Raw genomic sequence first — 19,912 nt, 5'->3', positions numbered from 1 at the left:
CGAACGCATGTACGACACCCGAGTCGAACCACACCCCGTTTCGCCCATTCGGCCCCGCCCACCTGCGAGAACACCGGGGGCCACGGAGCGTGGGGGACATGAGTTTCACCGATGAGTTGAAGAGCGCCGTCACCCCGCGAGCAGCCCTGCTGGTCATCGGTGTACTGGCCCTGCAGCTGCTGTTCATCGCCTCCTACGTAGGCGCCCTGCACGACCCGAAGCCGAAGGACGTGCCCTTCGGGGTCGTCGCTCCGGGTCCTGCGGCAAAGGAGACATCGGGCAAGCTCGAAAAGCTCCCCGGCGGACCGCTGGACCCCCGCGTGGTCAAGGACGAGGCCGCGGCCCGGCACCAGATCATCAACCGCGACATCGACGGCGCCCTGATCGTCGACCCCCGCGGCACCACCGACACCCTCCTGGTCGGCTCCGGCGGCGGCACCGTCCTCGCCACCGCCCTGGAGAAGATCGCCACCCAGGTCGACGGCGCCGAGAAGCGGACGGTCAAGACCGTGGACGTGGCCCCCGCGTCCACCAAGGACTTCGACGGCCTCTCGTCCTTCTACCTGGTCGTCGGCTGGTGCGTCGGCGGCTACCTGTGCGCCTCGATCCTGGCGATCAGCGCGGGCTCCCGGGCCGCCAACGGCCCGCGCGCGCTGATCAGGACCGGCGTCATGGCGCTCTACTCGATCGCGGGCGGCCTGGGCGGCGCGATCATCATCGGCCCGATCCTCGGCGCCCTGCCCGGCAGCATCATGGGCCTGTGGGGCCTGGGCTCCCTCGTCGTCTTCGGGGTCGGCATGATCACGCTCGCCCTCCAGTCGCTCACCGGCATCGTGGGCATCGGCCTGGCCGTCCTGCTCGTCGTGATCGCGGGCAACCCGAGCGCGGGCGGCGCCTTCCCGCTGCCGATGCTGCCGCCGTTCTGGAAGGAGATCGGCCCCTGGCTGCCGCCGGGCGCGGGCACCTGGGTGGCCCGCTCGATCGCGTACTTCAAGGGCAACGCGATCACCGGACCGATGCTGATCCTCGCCGCCTGGGCGGTCGTGGGCACCGCCGTCACGCTGGCCATGTCCGTCCTGCGCGGAGATCGCCAGCCTGGACAGCGGCCCGCGATGGAGGAGGACACCGGCTCCCACCGCCGGTGAGCCGGGCGGCCCGCGCCCAAGGCCGCTCCCCGGGGCCGTTGTCAGACCCGGGTGCGAGGCTGGAGCGATGATCACCACCCTGGCAGTCGAGAACTACCGCTCCCTGCGCAAACTGATCGTCCCCCTGGACCGGTTGAACGTGGTCACGGGCGCGAACGGCACCGGCAAGTCGAGCCTGTACCGCGCGTTGCGGCTGCTCGCGGACTCCGCGCGGGGCGGGGCGGTGGCCGCGCTTGCCCGCGAGGGCGGACTGCCCTCCGCGCTGTGGGCGGGCCCCGCGAAGGCGGAGGCGACCGCCCTGCGCCTCGGCTTCGCGGGCGACGAGTTCGGGTACGCGGTCGACTTCGGCCACCCCATCCCCACCTCGGGCGCGGGCGCCGAGCCCTCCCTCTTCAATCTCGACCCGGAGATCAAGCGCGAGTGCACCTGGGCAGGACCCGTACTGCGCCCCGCCGCGCTGCTCTGCGACCGCGCGGGTCCCGCCGTGCGCACCCGCACCGCCGACGGCGGCTGGCACCGCACTCAGGGACTGCGTCCTTACGACAGCATGCTGAGCGAGCTCGCCGACCCGCAGCTCGCCCCCGACCTGCTGCGCCTGCGCGAACTGATCAGGTCCTGGCGGTTCTACGACCACGTCCGCACGGACGCCGGAGCCCCCGCCCGCGCCGCCCGCATCGGCACCCGTACCCCGGTCCTCGGCCATGACGGCGCGGACCTGGCCGCGGCCCTGCAGACCATCCGGGAGATCGGCGACCACGGGGCGCTCGACGCGGCCGTGGACGACGCCTTCCCCGGCAGCCGGGTGCGGATCGCCGAGCACGGCGGACGGTTCGAGCTCCAGCTCCACCAGCGCGGACTCAACCGCCCGCTGGGAGCGGCCGAACTGTCCGACGGCACCCTGCGCTATCTCCTGTGGACCGCCGCGCTGCTCACGCCCCGGCCGCCCTCGCTCCTGGTCCTGAACGAACCGGAGACGAGCCTGCACCCCGATCTCCTGCGCCCGCTGGCCGAGTTGATCGTCACGGCGACGAAGGACACCCAGGTCGTCCTGGTGACCCACGCCCAGCCGCTGGCCGAAGCGGTCGCCAAGGGGGCGGCCCGCCACCGCGTCGACGTGAACTCCATAGAACTGTGCAAGGAGTCGGGCCGGACGGAGGTGGCGGGCCGGGAAAGCCTCCTGGACGAACCGCTCTGGTACTGGCCCAAACGATGAGGCGCCCCGTAAGGGGCGCGGGGAACTGCGCGACAAGCCACGTACGGCCCGCAGGGATCAACCAGCCTGCCCGTTCCCGTAGTACGCCCGCCGCATGAGCTGCTGCATCTCATCAAGCATCGGCATACGAGGGTTGGCCGGCGCGCACTGATCCGCGTACGCGTTCATCGCCTGCTCGGGCAGCGCATCGATGAAGTCAGCCTCATCGACCCCCTCCTCCTGGAAGGACCCGGGGATACCGCACTTGGCACGCAGCTCCTCGACCGCGAGGGCGTAGGACTCGACCCCCTGCTCAGGGGAATCCGCCGGAAGCCCCAGCATCCGGGCGATCTCCTGGAACCGCTCCGGCGCCCGGTAGACCTCGGCCTTCGGCCACGGAGTGGCCTTGCCGGAGACGGTGCCGTTGTGCCGGATGACGTGCGGCAGGAGCAGCGCGTTGGTGCGGCCGTGCGAGACGTGGAAGGTGTTGCCGAGGGTGTGCGCCATCGCGTGCACCAGGCCCAGGAAGGCGTTGGCGAAGGCCATGCCCGCCACGGTCGACGCGTTGTGCATCTTCTCGCGCGCCTCGGGGTCACCGGCGCCGTTCACGACGCACCGCTCCAGGTTCTCGAAGATCAGCTTGATCGCCTGGAGGCAGAGCCCGTCGGTGTAGTCGTTCGCGTACACCGACACGTACGCCTCGGTGGCGTGGGTCAGCGCGTCGAAACCGGAGTCGGCGGTGACCGTCGCCGGGAGCTTCATCGCAAGGACCGGGTCGACGATCGCGACGTTCGGGGTGAGCGCGTAGTCGGCGAGGGGGTACTTCTGTGCGGCCTTCGGGTCGGAGATGACCGCGAAGGGCGTGACCTCGCTGCCCGTGCCCGAGGTGGTCGGAATGGCTACGAGCTGCGCCTTCTCGCCGAGTCCCGGGAACTTGAAGGCCCGCTTGCGGATGTCGAAGAACTTCTCCTTGGTGTCCGCGAACTCGATCTCCGGGTGCTCGTACATCAACCACATGATCTTGGCCGCGTCCATCGGCGAGCCGCCGCCGAGCCCGATGATCGTGTCCGGCGCGAAGTCCCTCATGCGCGCGGCCCCGGCCCGTACGGTCGCGAGCTCCGGGTTGGGCTCGACGTCGTCGATGACCTGGACGGTGACGGCTCCGGGCCGCGCCTGGAGGATGTCGGTCACCCGGGCGACGAAGCCGAGGGCCGACATCGTCTTGTCCGTCACGATCGAGACCCGCCTGATGCCGTCCATCTCCCCCAGGTAGCGCAGGGAGTTGCGCTCGAAGTAGATCTTCGGCGGGACCTTGAACCACTGCATGTTGGTGTTGCGCCGTCCGATCCGCTTGACGTTGATCAGGTTGACCGCGGAGACGTTGTTGGACACCGAGTTGTGGCCGTAGGAGCCGCAGCCGAGGGTGAGCGAGGGCAGGAAGGCGTTGTAGACGTCGCCGATGCCGCCGAAGGACGAGGGCGCGTTGACGATGACACGGACCGCCTTGACGCGCCTGCCGAACTCCTCGGCGAGCTCCTCGTCCTCGGTGTGGATGGCGGCGCTGTGGCCCAGGCCGTTGAACTCGACCATCCGCGCGGCCAGTTCGAGGCCCTGCTCGGTGGAATCGGCCTTCAGTGCGGCCAGGACCGGGGAGAGCTTCTCGCGGGTGAGCGGCTCGCTCTCGCCGACCTCGGCGCACTCGGCGACGATGACCGACGTGCCGTCGGGGACCTCGAATCCGGCCTGCTCGGCGATCCACCGCGGGGACCTGCCGACGACGGACGCGTTCAGCTTCGCGCCCGAGCAGTCGGCGCCGAAGGCCGTCGCGCCGAAGACGAACTCCTCCAGCTTGGTCTTCTCGGCCGCCGTGACGACGTACGCGCCGAGCCGCTCGAACTCCGTGAGCCCCTCGTCGTAGATCTCCTTGTCGAGGATCACGGCCTGCTCCGACGCGCAGATCATGCCGTGGTCGAAGGACTTGGACAGCACGATGTCGTGGACGGCGCGCCGCAGTTTGCCGCTGCGGGCGACATACGCGGGTACGTTGCCCGCCCCCACGCCGAGCGCGGGCTTTCCGCAGGAGTAGGCGGACTTGACCATGGCGTTGCCGCCGGTGGCGAGGATGGTGGAGACGCCCTCGTGGTGCATGAGCAGCCCCGTCGCCTCCATCGAGGGCTCCTCGATCCACTGCACGCAGCCCTCGGGGGCGCCGGCCTCGATCGCGGCGTCGCGCACGACGCGGGCGGCTTCCGCCGAGCTGTTCTGGGCGCCGGGGTGGAAGGCGAAGATGATCGGGTTGCGGGTCTTCAGGGCGATGAGGGCCTTGAAGAGGGTCGTCGACGTCGGGTTGGTCACCGGGGTCATGGCGCAGACGACGCCGACCGGCTCGGCGATCTCGGTGATGCCGTTCAGTTCGTCGCGGGAGATGACGCCGACGGTCTTCAGGCCGCGCATCGAGTTGACGACGTGCTCGCAGGCGAAGAGGTTCTTGACGGCCTTGTCCTCGAAGAGCCCGCGGCCGGTCTCCTCCACGGCCAGCTTCGCCAGGTCCCCGTGCCGGTCCAGTGCGGCGAGGGACGCCTTCTTGACGATGTGGTCGACCTGCTCCTGGTCGTACGACGCGAACCGGTCGAGCGCGGTCAGCGCTCCCTCGACCAGTCCGTCCACCGTCTCCTTGGCCTCCATGGCAGGGCTCCTTCAGCTGAGACCTTTTCGCTTATGTCTCAATTGCACACCCGCGCATCGCACCTCTGAAGCCGATAAAGGCCCCTGTGGGCAGGCCGAAGGTCCCTTTGTGAATGCATTCACAAAGGGGTGGACGGAAAGGGCCGGCCCACCGCAGCGGACCGGCCCCACAGCCGATCTGTCAGCCGATCTCCGCGCCGAAGGCTTCCAGCGCCTCGGGCACCGGCTGGAAGAACGTCTCCCCGCCGGCGCTGCAGTCACCGCTGCCGCCCGAGGTCAGGCCCAGCGCGGTGTCGCCCGCGAAGAGCGCGCCGCCGCTGTCGCCGGGCTCGGCGCAGACGTCGGTCTGGATGAGGCCGTTGACGACGTCGCCGTTGCCGTAGTTCACGGTGGCGTCGAGTCCCTTGACCGTGCCGTCGTGCAGCTGCGTGGTCGAGCCGCTGCGCTGCACCTTCTGGCCCACGGTCGCGTCGCCCGCCTTGCTGATGGCCTGCGTCGAGCCGTTGTAGAGGTTCACCTCGCTCGGGTGCGCGGTGTCACCGCTGTACTTGACGATGCCGTAGTCGTTGTCGGGGAAGCTGGAGCCCGCGTTCTCACCGATGACCGAGCCGCCCTGCTCCTCGGACCAGCTGGTGATCGACTCGGTGCAGTGGCCGGCGGTCAGGAAGTGCGGCGCACCGTCCTTGACCACGTTGAAGCCGAGCGAGCAGCGTCCGCCGCCGCCCCAGATGGCGTCGCCGCCCGCGATGAAGGGCTTGTACTCCCCCTTGCTGCGCTGGAGTTCGGCCTTGGAGCCGAGCCCCTTCACGACCGCGCCCAGCTTGTCGAGCTCAGTGCCCTTGACCGTGCGGTCCGCCGTGACGACGACCTTGTTGGTGGCCGGGTCGACCGCCCACGAGGTGCCGGGGATGGACGCCTTGTCGCTGAGCGTCGAACGGGCGCTCTTCAGCTCGGCGAGTGAGTGCTCGACGATTCTCGCCTTGGCTCCCGCCGACTCGACCGTGTCGGCCGCGCTCTTGTCGAGGACGTTCACGACGAGGTTCTTGGCCTTGGCGTCGTAGTACGTTCCGGCCGCGTCGAGGCCGAGGTCCTTTCCGAGCGACGAGGCGAGCTTTCCGGCCTTCGCGACCGAGAGGGTGTCCGGCGTGGGGGTCGGGGCACTCTCACTCGCGTTCGCAGTCTGGAAGGTGATTCCGGCGGCGATCAGTGCGGTGATGCCCGCACCTGCCACGGTGGCACGTCGCTTGGATATGCGTCGGTGCTTCAAGTCACGTCCTCCTGTGGGGGGTCGGCCCGTTCGGTGTGGGGACCTGGGGGCCGGAAGGCGTACCGGCACGGAGTCGCACACGCTGATAAAGCCGCGTCCATGCCAAATGGTGCGGCCCACTATCCCGATACCGCCTGGTAGCACACAAGGTCTACTTCAGGACGCGCACGCGACAATCACTGTGCGCCCCCTGTGTCTTCACCAACGCCGTCGCACCACGTCGGTCCCCGGTGCAAACACCCGGTGCAAGCAGGTGATCGGCAGCGGGTAAGGACTAGTCCTGTCCGGTTCTCGACGCTCCCGGAACGCCCGGCTCCCCGGCTTCCGCATCCGCCTCAACGGATTCCGGCAGCGCGGGAACGGGCGAATCGGACACCGCGGCAGGCGGCCCGGGCACGGCGGCAGCGGGTGCCTCGGACACCGCGACCGGCGGCTGCTGCGCCTGCTGGGCTTTCTCCAGGAAGCGCAACAGCTCGACGGGAAAGGGCAGTACGAGCGTGGAATTCTTCTCGGCCGCGACCGCCACCACGGTCTGCAGCAGCCGCAGCTGGAGCGCGGCCGGCTCCTCGGACATCTCGTGCGCGGCCTCGGCCAGCTTCTTGGATGCCTGCAGCTCGGCGTCCGCGTTGATCACCCGGGCCCGGCGCTCGCGGTCCGCCTCGGCCTGGCGGGCCATGGACCGTTTCATCGTCTCCGGGAGCGACACATCCTTGATCTCCACCCGGTCGATCTGCACGCCCCACCCGACGGCGGGAGAGTCGATCATCAGCTCCAGGCCCTGGTTGAGCTTCTCCCTGTTGGAGAGCAGATCATCGAGATCGCTCTTGCCGATGATCGACCGCAGCGACGTCTGCGCCATCTGCGAGACCGCGAAACGGTAGTCCTCCACCTGGATCACGGCCTCGGTCGCGTCGATCACCTTGAAGTAGATGACCGCGTCGACGCGCACCGTGACGTTGTCCCGCGTGATGCCGTCCTGCGCCGGGACCGGCATCGTCACGATCTGCATGTTCACCTTGCGGAGCCGGTCGACGAACGGCACGATCATCGTGAATCCGGGGCCGCGCACCGCGCGCTGCAGCTTCCCGAGCCGGAGCACCACACCCCGTTCGTACTGTTTGACGACACGCGCCGCGGCCATCACATAGACCGCTCCGGCACATCCGACGGCAACTCCCGCCGCCACCAGCTCCTCGACCATGCCGGCCCCCCGGGGTCCGAATTGGGCGTGTTGGGCGTGCCCTTCGAAGGTAGCGCCGCACGGCGCGCAAAGGGAGACGGGAGACAGGAGAGAGCCCCCGCCCGGTTTCCCGGACGGGGGCTCCCGTGCTGCTGGCTGCAGACCGGTCGTACGTGGGGATCAGTAGACGCTCACGCCGTACGCGCTCAGCGCCTCGGTGACCGGCTGGAAGAAGGTCGTGCCGCCCGAGGAGCAGTTGCCGCTGCCGCCCGAGGTGAGACCCAGTGCCTTGGTCCCCGCGTAGAGCGGGCCGCCGCTGTCGCCGGGCTCCGCGCAGACCGTGGTCTTGATCATGCCGTAGACGATGTCGCCGCCGCCGTAGTTGACGGTCGCGTTCAGGCCGGTGACCTTGCCGCTGTGGGTGCCGGTGGTCGAGCCGCGCCGGGTGACGGTCTGGTTGACGGTGGCGTTGCCCGCGCTGGTGATGTCCTGGCTGCCGACCGTGCCCGACTTGGTGACCGACGAGTTCGAGTACTTGACGATGCCGTAGTCGTTGGTCGGGAAGCTGGAGCCCGTGGTGGACCCGAGGACCGTGGTCTTTGCCGAGTTGGACCACCAGGTGCCCGCACCGTCGGTGCAGTGGCCGGCGGTGAGGAAGTAGTAGGTACTGCCGCTGCGGACGTTGAAGCCGAGCGAGCAGCGCCAGCTGGACGCGTAGATCGCGTCGCCGCCGGAGATCAGCTTGCTGAACTTGCCGGGAGTGCGCTCGACCTTGAGGGCGCCGGCGTTGCTGCCCGCCGCCTCCTTGATCTTGGCGATCTCGGCCTTGGAGACGGTGCTGTCGGCGGTGACGACCAGACGGTTCGTCGCCTTGTCGACGCTCCATGCGGTGCCTGCGACATCCGCGTCGAGCACCGCGTCGCTCGCCTTGGTGAGCTGCGCCGAGCTGAAGGTGGTGACGTCATTGGCGTTCGCAGCGGGGACGGCGAGCGCGCCGGCGGCCACAAGTCCGGTGGCCACGGCGAGCAGACGAGTGCGTCTCGCTATGCCGCTGCGGGGGGTGGTGCGCTTGTTCCTCACTTGTTGTTCCTCCCGGGGGGAAGTCAGTGGGCCCGGTGGGTTGGGGCCCGTGAGGCGCAGCCAATGGGCAGAACAGGCAAGCCGGATTCCGGATACGCCGTGCCCCTGACAAGCGCTGCTCGGGAGTATTCGGGCCGCGGACAGCGCGCACAAGGTGTCTTTCGGCCGTCAGCCAGATATACGGCGACCGGCCCCGGCGGCTGCCGTACTTCTCGTACGCCACCGGGGCTTGGGTCATCGGCTCCCTTACAGACGAGTCAGCGGTCGATAAGGTTCCGCTCCCCCGCGGCGATCTCGACGTCCAGGGTGTTGCCCGGCGGCGGGAAGGGGCAGATGAAGTGGTCGGCGAAGGCGCACGGCGGAAGCAGCGCGCGGTTGAAGTCGACCGTCGTGCGCCCCTCCGCGTCCGGCGCGGCAGGCCGCAGGAACCTGAACCGGTAGCTGGACACCCCACCGGTCGCGTCGCCGAACACCGCCCACAGAGACCCGTTGTCCTCCACGGACACCTGGAGCGTGTACTCCTTTCCGGCCAGGCCGAAGGCCAGCTCACCCCCGAGACCGAGCCCCCGCTCGACCCCGTCCGCGTTGCCGACCCGCACGGTGCGCACCCCGTCCACCGTGCTGTCGGCGGCGTACGGCGTGAAGCGCCCCGGCACCGCCCAGCGCGCGTCGTACTCGGTGGCCTCGATGCCCCGGAAGGCGCGGCGCGCGGCGGACTCCGGGTCGAAGTCGCGTACCGCCCACTGCCCTTCGCGCCGCAGCACGACCAGGCGGCGGTCACCGAGCCCGACGCGGGCCGCGGCGACCGGCCCGGGGTCGGCGGTGAGCCGGGCCTCGCCGTTGAAGAGCTGCCCGTCCAGAGTGAGCCCGTCGGCGACATCGGCGGTCAGGACGATCTCGTCGCCCGCCTCGGTCCAGCGTCCGGGGATGTCCGGAAGCGAACCGTCCGGGTGGTCCGCGAGCCAGTGGGTGCCGGTGAGGGCCAGCGGGCCGTAGGGCGCCGACACCGTCTCCGTCCGCTGCTCGTGCCAGTGCTTGAAGTCGCGTACCGCGTCCGTCGATGCGTCCGTCGTCATGTGATCAACCCTTCCATACCGGTATGCGGGAACCCCTTTGCGGCTCCCGGTGGACGCCCCTCTACACCTTGGGCAGACCCTTGGGGTTGACCTCCGACTCCTTGACGGCCTCGCTCGTCAGGTCCCAGCGCTTGAGGACCTCGGCGTAGCTTCCGTCCTTGATCACGTGGTTGAGCGCGGCGGCGTACGCGTCGACGAGCCCGCTGTCCTTCTTCGTGGTGGCGGCGATCTCGCCCTGGATGCTGGGGCCGCCGCCCGACAGCGTCCCGATGATCTTCGTCTGTCCCGACGACGCCACGTGGTAGGCGGCCGAGGGGTTCGGGCCGAGGTAGGCGTCGATGCGGCCCGACTGGAGGGCCAGGTAGTAGTCGGAGTCCTTCTGGAAGTACTTGATGTTCACCGGCTTGCGGCCGGCCTTCTCGTTCTGCTCGCTCCAGTCGACGAGGATCTTCTCCTGGTTGGTGCCGGAGGAGACCGCGATCGTCTTGCCCGCCACGTCCGCCGGCTTCTTCGCCGTCCACTTCGCGTCCTTGCGGGCCTCGAAGGCGATGTTGTCGTGGCGGTAGGTCGCGAAGTCGTACTTCTCCTTGCGTTCCTCGGTCACCGTGACGTTCGAGAAGACCCCGTCGAACTTCCCGCTGTCCAGACCGACGAAGAGGTTCTCCCAGGAGACCTGCTCGAACTTCGGCTTCAGGCCGAGCGTGTCGGCGACCAGGCTCGCGATGTCGACCTCGGAGCCGATCCGCGTCTTGTCGTCGGTGGCGTAGAAGCCGAGGGGGGCGACCGAGTCGGCGCTGCCGCCCAGCCGCAGGGTGCCGCGCTCGCGCACCTTCTCCGGAAGGAGTTTCGCGATGGCGTCGACCTTCTTGCCGCGTACGCGGTTCTGGTCGGGCCCGATGTTGATGTTGCCGACCTTCTTGGTGCCGGGCTCGCCGCCGCCGGTCGCGGCGTCGCTGTCCCCGCCGCAGGCGCTGAGCAGGGGCGCGAGGGCCAGGGCGGCCACGGAGAGGGAGAGGGTGGTGCGTCGGGACAGCATGCGGGAGCTCCTGGAGATCATGGGCCGGAGAAGTGGCTGGAGAGCCTTGGCTAGAGAACCTTGGAAAGAAACGCACGGGTGCGGTCGTGCCGCGGCCGGTCGAGTACGTCGCCGGGGGCGCCCTGCTCGACGATGAGCCCCTCGTCCATGAAGACGACGGTGTCGGCGACCTCGCGCGCGAAGCCGATCTCATGGGTGACGACGATCATCGTGGTGCCCTGGCTCGCCAGGTCCTTGATGACGTCCAGGACCTCGCCGACCAGTTCGGGGTCGAGCGCCGACGTCGGCTCGTCGAAGAGCAGCAGCTTCGGTTCGAGGGCGAGCGCGCGGGCGATGGCCACCCGCTGCTGCTGCCCGCCGGAGAGCTGCTTGGGGTAGGCGTCCGCCTTGTCGGCGAGCCCGACCCGGTCGAGCAGGGTCCCGGCGTCGGCGACGGCTTCCTTGCGCGGTCGCTTCAGCGCCGAGACGGGCGCCTCGACGATGTTCTCCAGGACGGTCAGGTGCGGGAAGAGGTTGAAGTTCTGGAAGACGAAGCCGATCTGGGTGCGCTGCTTGAGCACCTCGCGTTCGCGCAGCTCGTACAGCTTGTCGCCGGAGCGCCGGTAGCCGACGAGCGCGCCGTCGACGCTGATCCACCCCTTGTCCACCTTCTCCAGGTGGTTGATGGCCCGCAGGAGCGTGGACTTGCCGGATCCGGAGGGGCCGAGGATGACGGTGACCTCGCCCTTGCGGACCTCCAGGTCAAGGCCCCGGAGTACTTCCAGAGAACCGAAAGACTTGTGTACGGAGCGGAGTTCGACCATCGCGCTCATCGCGATGCCCCCTTAGAGAAGTGGCGTTCGACGTAGTGCTGGAGGACGGAGAGGGCGCTGGTGAGCAGGACGTACCAGGCGGTGGCGACCATCAGGAGCGGCACGACGCGGCCGTTGCGTCCGTAGATGACCTGCACCTGGTAGAAGAGCTCGCCGATCGCCATCACGGAGACGATCGAGGTGCCCTTGAAGAGGGAGATGATCTCGTTGGCCGCGTTGGGCAGGATCGAGCGCATCGCCTGCGGCAGGATGATGCGGCGGATCTGCCGCAGCCGGGGAATGCCGAGCGCGGCCGCCGCCTCCAACTGGCCGCTGTCGACGGACAGTACGCCCGCGCGCACGATCTCGGCGGCGTACGCGGCCTGGTGCAGGGCGAGCCCGAGCACCGCCGCGCTCATCGCGCCGACCAGGCCCATCGTGTCGAAGGAGAAGAAGCCGGGCCCGAACGGGATCCCGAACTGCAACTCCTTGTAGAGGTAGGCCAGGTTGAACCAGAAGAGCAGCTGCACGATGAGCGGGATCGACCGGAACGCCCAGATGTAGGCGAAGGCCACCGCTCGCAGGAACGGGCTCGCGGAGAGCCGCATGAAGGCGATCACGATGCCGAGCGCGAAGCCGAGGGCCGTGCCGTAGAAGGTGAGCTGGAGGGTGACCCAGACCGCCTTGAGGATCACGTCGGCGGTGAAGAACTCGGCGAACACCTCCCACTCCCAGCCGGAGTTGGTGGCGAGGCCGTGCACGAACTGGGCCACCAGGACGGCTGTCGCCACGACGGCCGCCCAGCGCCAGGGATGGCGCACGGGGACGACTTTCAGCGCGTCGTGGTCGTCCTTGACGATGTCATCGGCCGGCTTGCGCTCCGTCACGCTCATCGGGTGCGCTCCGAACCGCGCGCGTAGTGCCGCTCCACGTAGTACTGGCCGACGCTGAGCAGCGAGGTGATCACGACGTACCAGATGGTGGCGACCAGGAGCAGCGGGATGACCTGGTAGGTGCGGTGGTAGACGAGTTGCACGGAGTAGAGAAGGTCCTGCACGGCGATCACGCTGACGATCGACGTGCCCTTGAGCGTGCCGATCAGCATGTTCCCGGCGGGCGGCACGATGGAGCGCATGGCCTGCGGCAACACGATCCGCCGCCATCTGCGCCACCGGCTGAGCCCGAGCGCCTGCGCCGCCTCGATCTGCCCGCGGTCGACGGAGAGGATGCCGCCGCGCACCACCTCTGCGGCGTACGCGGCCTCGTGCAGGGTGAGCCCGATGACGGCGATGGTGATCGGCCCGAGGAGGTTCACCGTCTTGACGCCGAAGAGGTACGGGTACAGCGCCCCGATGTTGAACCAGAACAGCAGCTGCACCAGGATCGGCATCGACCTGAAGAGCCACACGTAGCCCCAACTGACCCCGCGCAGAACGGGGTTGGACGAAAGCCGTCCCATGGCGAGGATCGCGCCGAGCACGAAGCCGAGCGCCATGACGACGGCGGTCAGCCAGAGCGTGAGCCACAGGCCGCGCAGCACGGACGCGGAGGTGAAGTAGTCGCCGACCACGTCCCACTGGAACGCCTCGTTGCGTACGACGGAATTGACGGCGAGCGCGAGGAGCACGAGAACCGCGGCGGCGGCCACCCACTGCCCGGCACGGCGCTGCGGAACGATGCGCGGAACATCGGGTGGTGGGTCTTGGGGAGGGGCTGTCGCGGCTTTGGCGAGCGTGTCGGATGACATGGCGAAGGCTCCGTGGATATCGGAGGTCTCCGGCGCGCGGCGCGATCGCGTGGCGAAACGCTCGGCGGGAGATCACACACGGGTGATGCCTTCACACGGACCGAGCCCCTCAGCACGATCCGCCTTGAGAGTACGGGGCGCTTTCGGACCGCTGTCAAGGGTGTCCAGGATATGAGCGGTAGGTCTCACGGCAGTTGACGCGGAAACGGATGCCTGTTCCACTTGCCCCATGCATTCGCAGCAGTGGCTGGTCACGCGCTCCCACATCGACTTCGGTCGAGTGTGGTCGGCGTCGTGTTCGACGACTCTCTGAGCCGACCCCCTGCGCGCTGAGCCGCTCCCTTCGCGGGGGCGCTCCCGCCTCGCGTCTTTTGCGGACCGCACTTTTCGTGCGTCCGCGCGCCGTTGACCCCGCCTTCACACGCGTACACCGCCGCCGTACGACTCTGCGCGACGGCACCCCCTCCCTCGTACGTCCGCTTCGCCCTGCCCGCTTCGCCCTGCCCTCCTGTTCGCCCTGCCCTCCTGCCCGACGGAGACCGTCACGCCATGAGCACGTATCCGCATGCCCGCTTTCCGCGCACCCGCCGCATCCCGGCGGCCTTCGCCCTGATCACCGCCGCCACCCTCACCCTCACCGCGTGCGGTTCCGGCGACCCCGCCGACACCACGGGCGGCGCGGCACCCGCGGGCAAGAGCGACGAGATCCCCACGCAGGACGTGGTCTCCTCGGTCAAGAAGAACGCGGCGGCCGCGAAGCTGCTGCCCGCCGACGTACGCGAGCGGGGCTCGCTCAGTCTCGCGACCGCCGTCGGCGGCAGCCCGCCGGGCAACACCTACCTGGAGGACGGCAAGACGATCGTCGGCCAGGACGCCGACTTCGCCGCGGCCGTCGCCAAGGCGCTCGGCCTGAAGCTGAAGCGCGAGGCCGCGAGCTTCGAGGCGATCCTGCCGGCCCTGGACAGCGGGAAGTACGACCTGGGCACCGGAAACTTCGGCGTGACCGAGGAACGGCGCAAGACCATCGACTTCGTCACGTACATCAACGACGGCCAGGGCTTCGCCGTCCGCGACGACAGCAAGCTGAAGAAGGTCACCGACTTCGAGCAGCTGTGCGGCCTGAACGTGGCGACCGGCGCGGGCACCACCTTCGAGGTCACCCTGGAGGACAACAAGCACGTCTGCGAGGACGCGGGCAAGAAGCCGTACAGCGTGAAGACGTACGCCGAGCAGGGTGCGGTCTGGGGCTCGCTCCAGCAGGGCCGCACCGATGTGGTGATGTCGACGATCAACGGCCTGCGCTACGCGGTCGACCAGCAGGAGGGACTGAAGTTCCTCGGCGAGTACCACCGCCTCGACGTCGGCTTCGCCTTCAAGAAGGGCACGAAGCTGGCGCCGGCCTTCCAAGCAGCGGTGAACCAGCTCATCAAGGACGGCACGTACGAACGCATCCTGCGGAAGTGGGGCACCCAGGGCTCTGCGATCGAGGAGTCCCGGATCTCACCGCCTGAGATCAAGGACTGACCGCGCCCGAAGGGGCGCGGGGAACTGCGCGACCAGCCACGACGAACCCGCGGAGAAAAATCAGACCCCGGAGTACCTAGAGCCCGCAGTCACAGCAAGAACAGCACTCGCAGATACCGCAGCACCCACTGTCACCACAGTTGTTGCAGCAGCCCTCCCGCTTCTTGCGGGACCAGGGACCCTCGTAGGAATCGGCGCAGCACAGCTTGCAGGTGCAGCACAGGCCGATGGCGACCGCGCACCCCGCCCAGAACCCCCGCTTCCCCGGCTTCGGGGGCTGCGGCTCGAATCCGGGCCCGCCCCCGAAACCGCCGGGACCACCAGGACCGCCGGGAGCTCCCGGCACCCCGCCTCCGTACGGATTGCCACCTCCGTACGGGGACTGCGGGCCGTACGGACCGCTGGAGGGAGGTCCGTACGGTCCGCCCTGCGGCGGGCCGAACGAACCCCCCTGATGAGCCGTCACCTCATGGCTGTGCCCACACGAATCAGTCCCGAAGGCCCGGTCGACCGACCTGCTCAGCTCATGCGCCAGCAGCACATGCACCAGCTTGCCGTCGGTGAACTCGGCGTCCCGCAGCGCGAGGCGTATGCCGTGCACCGCGTCGTCGGCGAGGCGGCGAGCCCGGGCGAGGTCGGTACCCGTGGCGGCCAGGGGGTTCCAGGCTCCCGACGCGGCGTCAGCTTCCTTGTCCTCCACGGCATCCAGGAGGTGCGCGAGCCTGCCGAAGAGCCGTCCCGCCTCGGCGAGCGGCTCGGCGTTGCCCGGCCTGCCCGCGATGACGGCGGTGTGCGCGAAGGCCGCCGCGGTCGCGGTCTCGGTCGGCTCGGTGACCGTGAGCAGGGAGGTGCCGGGGCCCGCCAAGCCCTCGATGCCGACCTGCCGTTCGACGGCGTCGAGCAGGACCGCCGTGTCGAAGCCCACGTCGGCGCCGGTGCGGGCGCCCGCCCGGTCCCAGCTCCTGGCGACCTTGCGGGCGGCGGCGGCCACCGGCCTGCGGGCCAAGAGGCCGTCCCCGTCGACGACGTGGTCGCGTACCTTCGCCGACGCGAGCACCAGAGAGACCGCGGCGGCGAGCCGCGCGCCCTCGCCCTGTGCGACGGACGCGGTGCGCATGCCCCGCAGCGGGCAGGGGCCCGCCTGGCGGCGCCACCCGGTGGACTCGGCGGCCTGAGCCTCCGTCAGAACCGAGATGATCAGGCCGTCGTAGTTGGTCACGACCCGGGCGAACTGCCCGTGGTCACCGCGCAGCGCGAGGCAGAGCCCGCACAGATGCGCCATCCACTGAGTCTTGAGACCCTCGCCGAGACGATGGCTGCAGGGCCTGACGATTCCGAACATACGACTCCCCCGTGAGCCTGTTTGCGATCAACCGGGGCATCGTATCGATGGGATCGTTCACCCGGACGCACCGCCCGTCACCCATACGCCGTGAAGAATCATATTTCACTCACTGTCAGCAGCCGTACACAGCAGGACCCTTGAGGACCACGCGAAACAGCGTGTTGACTCTGCACCAGTCCCGTCACGAAAACCCCGCGCGGCGACTATCCACTTGGCGCACTATCCGCATCATGGACGAACATGGGGATGCGGAACGCAGAAAGCCCGCTGTGAGAGGAGGCGTCCATGGGATCGGTGCGCAAGGCGAGTGCCTGGCTTGGCCTCGTCGACGACAACAACAACGACGAGCGTTACTACGACGGCTATGACGACGACGGAGCCGAGGGACCCGGCGATGCCTGGGTGACCGACCCGCGGGTGCGGGTGGCGAGCGAGGCAGCCGAGGAGGAAGGGCGCCGGATCGGGACCGTGACCCCGGACAGCTTCCGGGACGCGCGCGGCATCGGCGAGCTCTTCCGGTCCGGTGTCCCGGTCATCATCAACCTCACGTCGATGGAACCCGGCGACGCCAAGCGCGTCGTGGACTTCGCGGCGGGCCTCACCTTCGGTCTGCGCGGCTCCATCGAGCGCGTGGCGACGCGGGTCTTCCTGCTGACCCCCGCCGACACGCACATCGTCAACGGGGAGGCCGCGAGCCGTCCGACGGACGGTTTCTTCAACCAGAGCTAGCGGGCGAGGCCGCTCACCGGAAGGCGTCGAGACCGGTGAGCGCCTTGCCCAACACGAGTTGGTGCATCTCGACGGTGCCTTCGTAGGTGAGCACCGATTCGAGATTCGTCGCGTGCCGCATCACGGGGTACTCCAGCGAGATCCCGTTCGCGCCCAGGATCGTCCGGGACGTGCGGCAGATCTCGATCGCTTCTCGTACGTTGTTGAGCTTGCCGAAGCTGACCTGCTCGGGACGGAGCCTGCCCGCGTCGAGACGCCGGCCGAGGTGATGGGCGAGCAGGATGCCCTTGTGCAGCTCGACCGCCATGTCGGCGAGCTTGGCCTGGGTGAGCTGGAAGCCGCCGATGGGCCTGCCGAACTGCTCGCGCGTCTTGGAGTACTCGACGGCGGCCTCGAAGGACGAGCGGGCGGCGCCCATGGCTCCCCAGACGATGCCGTAGCGCGCGTGGGAGAGACAGCTCAGCGGGCCCTTGAGCCCGGTGACCTCGGGGAGCACGGCATCGGCCGGCAGCCGCACCTCGTCGAGCACCAGCTCACTGGTGACGCTCGCGCGCAGCGACCACTTGTGCTTGATCTCGGGCGCCGAGAAGCCGGGGGTTTCGGTGGGGACGACGAAGCCGCGGATCCCCTCGTCCGTCTGCGCCCAGACGACGGCGACCCCGGCCACCGACCCGTTGGTGATCCACATCTTGCGTCCGGTGAGCACCCAGTCGGTGCCGTCCTTCTTCGCGTGCGTGCGCATGGCCGCCGGGTCGGAGCCGTGGTCGGGCTCGGTCAGGCCGAAGCAGCCGATGATCTCGCCCGCGGCCATGCCGGGCAGCCAGCGCTGCTTCTGCTCCTCGGAGCCGAAGCGGTGGATGGCGTACATGGCGAGGGAGCCCTGCACGGAGACGAGCGAGCGGATGCCGGAGTCGGCGGCCTCCAGCTCCAGACAGGCGAGGCCGTACTGGACGGAGCTCGCCCCTGCGCAGCCGTAGCCCTCCAGGGACATGCCGAGCGCGCCGATCGAGCCGAGCTCACGGGCGAGGTCACGGATGCCGGGCAGCTCGCCCTTCTCGTACCAGTCGGCGATGTGCGGCAGGACGCGGTCGGCCGCCCAGCTGCGGACGGTCTCCCGGATCGCGAGGTCCTCCGGCTCCAGGAGGTCGTCGATGCCGAGGGGGTCGGCTGGGTCGAAAGGCGGCAGGGGCGTACGGCTGCTTGCGGACATCTCGGGCCTCCGGCGGCGCAAAAACTAGCAGTGGTAGTTACTACGGCTCGCGCCGACGTTACGACGCGGGGTCGCGTACGAACAAGGGCGGGTGGGTGGGGGAATTCCCCGGCCGAAGGCCGGGAAGCACGTCAGCGGACGGACTCCGCGGGGACCTCCGCCTCGGTACGGGGTGCCGGTACCCCCTGCTCGGGCAGCGCCGCAGGCGTCCCGCAGTCCATGCTCCGCGGCAGCTTCAGCGCCATCAGCGCGCCGAGCAGCAGCAGCCCCGCGCTGACCAGCAAGGTCACGTGCAGTCCGTGCACGAAGGACTCGCGCGCCGCACTGCGCAGCGCGTCGCCCGCCCCGCCGCCGAGCCCCGCAGCGACTTCGTACGCCTCGCCGAGCGAGTGACTGGCGGCGGCGCTCTCCCTGGCCGGGACGCCCTGCACGTCCGAGAGGCCCGGCGCGTACGCCGCGTTCATGACGCTGCCGAGCAGCGCGATGCCGATACCGGCGCCCAGCTGGTACGACGTCTCGCCGATCGCGGCGGCGCCGCCCGCCTGCGCCTGAGGCGCCTCGCTGAGCATCGACTCGTAGGAGCCGAAGAGCGTGGTCTGCAGGCCGAGGCCGAGGAGCACAAAGCTGGTGATCATCAACGGGTCGTTGAGCTGGTCGCCCATGCCGGTGAGCACCACCACGGCCACCGCGGTCAGGGTGAAGCCGGAGGCGACCATCGTGCGCGGGCCGAAACGGTGCAGGAACTTCGATCCGGCGAGGCCCGCGACCATCGCGGCGACGGTGAGCGGCACGAGCCGCATGCCGGTCTCCAGCGGGGAGAGGCCGAGCACCAGCTGGAGATACTGCGCGGCGACCAGTTCCAGGCCCACCAGGGCGAGCATCGCAAGGACGATGCAGCCGAGCGAGGTGCTGAACGCGGGCCGCGCGAACATCGACAGATCTATGAGCGGGTACGTGCGCCGCCGCTGCCTGCGGACGAAGCCGACCAGGAGGGCGGCGCCGACGAAGAACGAGAGGAGGGTCGTCATGCCGAACGGCGACTCCCCGCCGCCCGCCCGCTTCACCGCGAACACCAGGCCGAAGAGGCCTCCCGCGGCCATCAGCGCGCCGACCACGTCCCACGGCCCGTTGCGATCCCCCGTCGACTCGGGCAGGAGCAGCCGCCCGATGGGCAGGCTGACCAGCATCAACGGGATATTTATCAGGAAGACCGAGCCCCACCAGAAGTGCTCGAGCAGGAAACCGCCGAGCAGCGGTCCGCCCGCCGCGCCGATTCCGGCCACCGCGCTCCACACACCGATGGCGACGGCGCGCTCACGCCGGTCGGGGAAGACCTGGCGCAGGATGGAGAGGGTCGCGGGCATGATCATCGCGCCGCCGATGCCGAGCAGGGCACGGGCCGCGATCAGGATCTGGGCGTTGTCCGCCGTGGCGGCCACGGCGGAGGCCACGCCGAAGAGGGCGTAACCGAGCAGCAGCACACGTCTGCGGCCCACCCGGTCACCGAGGGTGCCGAAGAGGATCAGCAGCGAAGCGCAGACCAGTGGATAGACGTCCACGATCCACAGCAGCTCTATGCCGCCGGGCTTCAGGTCCTCCGTGACCGCGGGTACCGCCACGTGCAGAACGGTGGCGTCGACGGCGACGAGCAGCAGGCTTACACAGAGAACGACGAGCACCAGCCAGCGGTTGGCGCCACCCTGCGACCCGGGTACCCGACGGCCGGAAGGAGCGGTGGCCGTGGTTGAACCCGACATGTGCGATACCTCCCAGTGATCCCTCGCATCGGCGGCCCCGCGGGACGTGATCTCCCAGCTGGCGGCAACGAAGGGCGAGTGAGCCGTCAGAGTACGCGAGTTCACGGCTGTGGCGCGTGGCGGACCTCTCACGGTTGAGCGGAGAGGG

At 69.3% G+C, this 19,912-nt stretch carries 16 protein-coding genes; 4 read left to right on the top strand and 12 right to left on the bottom strand.

The genetic code is table 11. The annotated features are described in order from the left end of the window. The first annotated feature begins 98 nt into the window (after positions 1 to 98). Both ACWFR3_RS27595 and ACWFR3_RS27590 read left to right on the top strand, forming a co-directional pair. Complete coding sequence (locus ACWFR3_RS27595) at positions 99 to 1,145, top strand: DUF3533 domain-containing protein (RefSeq protein WP_453737328.1); 1,047 nt, start codon at positions 99 to 101, stop codon at positions 1,143 to 1,145. Positions 1,146 to 1,212: 67 nt separating this feature from the next. Beyond that, the gene (locus ACWFR3_RS27590; protein ID WP_453737327.1) at positions 1,213 to 2,358 is read left to right on the top strand and encodes an AAA family ATPase; all 1,146 of its coding nucleotides are present in this window, start codon (positions 1,213 to 1,215) and stop codon (positions 2,356 to 2,358) included. Positions 2,359 to 2,415: 57 nt separating this feature from the next. Here ACWFR3_RS27590 and adhE read toward each other — a convergent pair whose 3' ends face one another. From adhE to ACWFR3_RS27545, 9 genes are all read right to left on the bottom strand, one after another. Beyond that, entirely contained in the window at positions 2,416 to 5,022 is a 2,607-nt protein-coding gene (gene adhE, locus ACWFR3_RS27585) for a bifunctional acetaldehyde-CoA/alcohol dehydrogenase (RefSeq protein WP_453737326.1), read from the bottom strand. Between the two features lie 181 nt (positions 5,023 to 5,203). Next, positions 5,204 to 6,289: a S1 family peptidase gene (locus ACWFR3_RS27580; RefSeq protein WP_453737325.1), complete on the bottom strand. Its 1,086-nt coding sequence runs from the start codon at positions 6,287 to 6,289 to the stop codon at positions 5,204 to 5,206. 274 nt (positions 6,290 to 6,563) lie between these two features. Next, complete coding sequence (locus tag ACWFR3_RS27575) at positions 6,564 to 7,490, bottom strand: slipin family protein (RefSeq protein ID WP_453737324.1); 927 nt, start codon at positions 7,488 to 7,490, stop codon at positions 6,564 to 6,566. A gap of 159 nt (positions 7,491 to 7,649) precedes the next feature. Beyond that, positions 7,650 to 8,549, bottom strand: a complete 900-nt coding sequence (locus tag ACWFR3_RS27570; protein WP_453737323.1) for a S1 family peptidase — start codon at positions 8,547 to 8,549, stop codon at positions 7,650 to 7,652. A 257-nt stretch (positions 8,550 to 8,806) separates the two neighbouring features. Further along, positions 8,807 to 9,625 carry a DUF1684 domain-containing protein gene (locus ACWFR3_RS27565; RefSeq protein ID WP_453737322.1) on the bottom strand — a complete coding sequence of 273 codons (819 nt, stop codon included), beginning with the start codon at positions 9,623 to 9,625 and terminating at the stop codon, positions 8,807 to 8,809. A gap of 61 nt (positions 9,626 to 9,686) precedes the next feature. Further along, positions 9,687 to 10,661: an ABC transporter substrate-binding protein gene (locus tag ACWFR3_RS27560; RefSeq protein ID WP_453737321.1), complete on the bottom strand. Its 975-nt coding sequence runs from the start codon at positions 10,659 to 10,661 to the stop codon at positions 9,687 to 9,689. Positions 10,662 to 10,711: 50 nt separating this feature from the next. After that, a complete protein-coding gene (locus ACWFR3_RS27555; RefSeq protein ID WP_453737320.1) occupies positions 10,712 to 11,473 on the bottom strand; it encodes an amino acid ABC transporter ATP-binding protein in 762 nt (253 codons plus the stop codon). Beyond that, complete coding sequence (locus tag ACWFR3_RS27550; protein ID WP_453737319.1) at positions 11,470 to 12,345, bottom strand: amino acid ABC transporter permease; 876 nt, start codon at positions 12,343 to 12,345, stop codon at positions 11,470 to 11,472. The genes ACWFR3_RS27555 and ACWFR3_RS27550 overlap by 4 nt, the downstream gene beginning before the upstream one ends. Next, positions 12,342 to 13,199 carry an amino acid ABC transporter permease gene (locus ACWFR3_RS27545; protein ID WP_453737318.1) on the bottom strand — a complete coding sequence of 286 codons (858 nt, stop codon included), beginning with the start codon at positions 13,197 to 13,199 and terminating at the stop codon, positions 12,342 to 12,344. The genes ACWFR3_RS27550 and ACWFR3_RS27545 overlap by 4 nt, the downstream gene beginning before the upstream one ends. Positions 13,200 to 13,748: 549 nt before the next feature. Between ACWFR3_RS27545 and ACWFR3_RS27540 the strand changes: the two genes are divergently transcribed. Then, entirely contained in the window at positions 13,749 to 14,723 is a 975-nt protein-coding gene (locus ACWFR3_RS27540; protein WP_453737317.1) for a transporter substrate-binding domain-containing protein, read from the top strand. A gap of 76 nt (positions 14,724 to 14,799) precedes the next feature. Here ACWFR3_RS27540 and ACWFR3_RS27535 read toward each other — a convergent pair whose 3' ends face one another. Then, complete coding sequence (locus ACWFR3_RS27535) at positions 14,800 to 16,065, bottom strand: DUF5685 family protein (protein ID WP_453737316.1); 1,266 nt, start codon at positions 16,063 to 16,065, stop codon at positions 14,800 to 14,802. A 288-nt stretch (positions 16,066 to 16,353) separates the two neighbouring features. Here ACWFR3_RS27535 and ACWFR3_RS27530 point away from each other — a divergent pair, with 288 nt between their 5' ends. Further along, on the top strand, positions 16,354 to 16,797 hold the full coding sequence (locus tag ACWFR3_RS27530; RefSeq protein WP_361195829.1) for a cell division protein SepF: 444 nt from the start codon (positions 16,354 to 16,356) through the stop codon (positions 16,795 to 16,797). 13 nt (positions 16,798 to 16,810) lie between these two features. Here ACWFR3_RS27530 and ACWFR3_RS27525 read toward each other — a convergent pair whose 3' ends face one another. Both ACWFR3_RS27525 and ACWFR3_RS27520 read right to left on the bottom strand, forming a co-directional pair. Then, positions 16,811 to 18,007, bottom strand: coding sequence for an acyl-CoA dehydrogenase family protein (locus ACWFR3_RS27525; protein WP_453737315.1), 1,197 nt, complete (start codon positions 18,005 to 18,007; stop codon positions 16,811 to 16,813). A gap of 131 nt (positions 18,008 to 18,138) precedes the next feature. Then, on the bottom strand, positions 18,139 to 19,764 hold the full coding sequence (locus tag ACWFR3_RS27520; protein WP_453737314.1) for an MFS transporter: 1,626 nt from the start codon (positions 19,762 to 19,764) through the stop codon (positions 18,139 to 18,141). Positions 19,765 to 19,912 lie beyond the last annotated feature (148 nt).

The organism is Streptomyces sp. NPDC055189 (genome assembly GCF_053606765.1).
The sequence above is the reverse complement of the archived record's forward strand: the minus strand, read 5'-3'. Positions and strand labels throughout refer to the sequence as shown.

What these genes read in the sequence shown, in the direction of transcription:
- ACWFR3_RS27575 (WP_453737324.1), bottom strand. Translation starts at nt 7,490, where the DNA reads ATGGTCGAGGAGCTGGTGGCGGCGGGAGTTGCCGTCGGATGTGCCGGA.
- ACWFR3_RS27595 (WP_453737328.1), top strand. Translation starts at nt 99, where the DNA reads ATGAGTTTCACCGATGAGTTGAAGAGCGCCGTCACCCCGCGAGCAGCC.
- adhE (WP_453737326.1), bottom strand. Translation starts at nt 5,022, where the DNA reads ATGGAGGCCAAGGAGACGGTGGACGGACTGGTCGAGGGAGCGCTGACC.
- ACWFR3_RS27530 (WP_361195829.1), top strand. Translation starts at nt 16,354, where the DNA reads ATGGGATCGGTGCGCAAGGCGAGTGCCTGGCTTGGCCTCGTCGACGAC.
- ACWFR3_RS27525 (WP_453737315.1), bottom strand. Translation starts at nt 18,007, where the DNA reads ATGTCCGCAAGCAGCCGTACGCCCCTGCCGCCTTTCGACCCAGCCGAC.
- ACWFR3_RS27555 (WP_453737320.1), bottom strand. Translation starts at nt 11,473, where the DNA reads ATGAGCGCGATGGTCGAACTCCGCTCCGTACACAAGTCTTTCGGTTCT.
- ACWFR3_RS27545 (WP_453737318.1), bottom strand. Translation starts at nt 13,199, where the DNA reads ATGTCATCCGACACGCTCGCCAAAGCCGCGACAGCCCCTCCCCAAGAC.
- ACWFR3_RS27550 (WP_453737319.1), bottom strand. Translation starts at nt 12,345, where the DNA reads ATGAGCGTGACGGAGCGCAAGCCGGCCGATGACATCGTCAAGGACGAC.
- ACWFR3_RS27535 (WP_453737316.1), bottom strand. Translation starts at nt 16,065, where the DNA reads ATGTTCGGAATCGTCAGGCCCTGCAGCCATCGTCTCGGCGAGGGTCTC.
- ACWFR3_RS27565 (WP_453737322.1), bottom strand. Translation starts at nt 9,625, where the DNA reads ATGACGACGGACGCATCGACGGACGCGGTACGCGACTTCAAGCACTGG.
- ACWFR3_RS27560 (WP_453737321.1), bottom strand. Translation starts at nt 10,661, where the DNA reads ATGCTGTCCCGACGCACCACCCTCTCCCTCTCCGTGGCCGCCCTGGCC.
- ACWFR3_RS27540 (WP_453737317.1), top strand. Translation starts at nt 13,749, where the DNA reads ATGAGCACGTATCCGCATGCCCGCTTTCCGCGCACCCGCCGCATCCCG.
- ACWFR3_RS27590 (WP_453737327.1), top strand. Translation starts at nt 1,213, where the DNA reads ATGATCACCACCCTGGCAGTCGAGAACTACCGCTCCCTGCGCAAACTG.
- ACWFR3_RS27520 (WP_453737314.1), bottom strand. Translation starts at nt 19,764, where the DNA reads ATGTCGGGTTCAACCACGGCCACCGCTCCTTCCGGCCGTCGGGTACCC.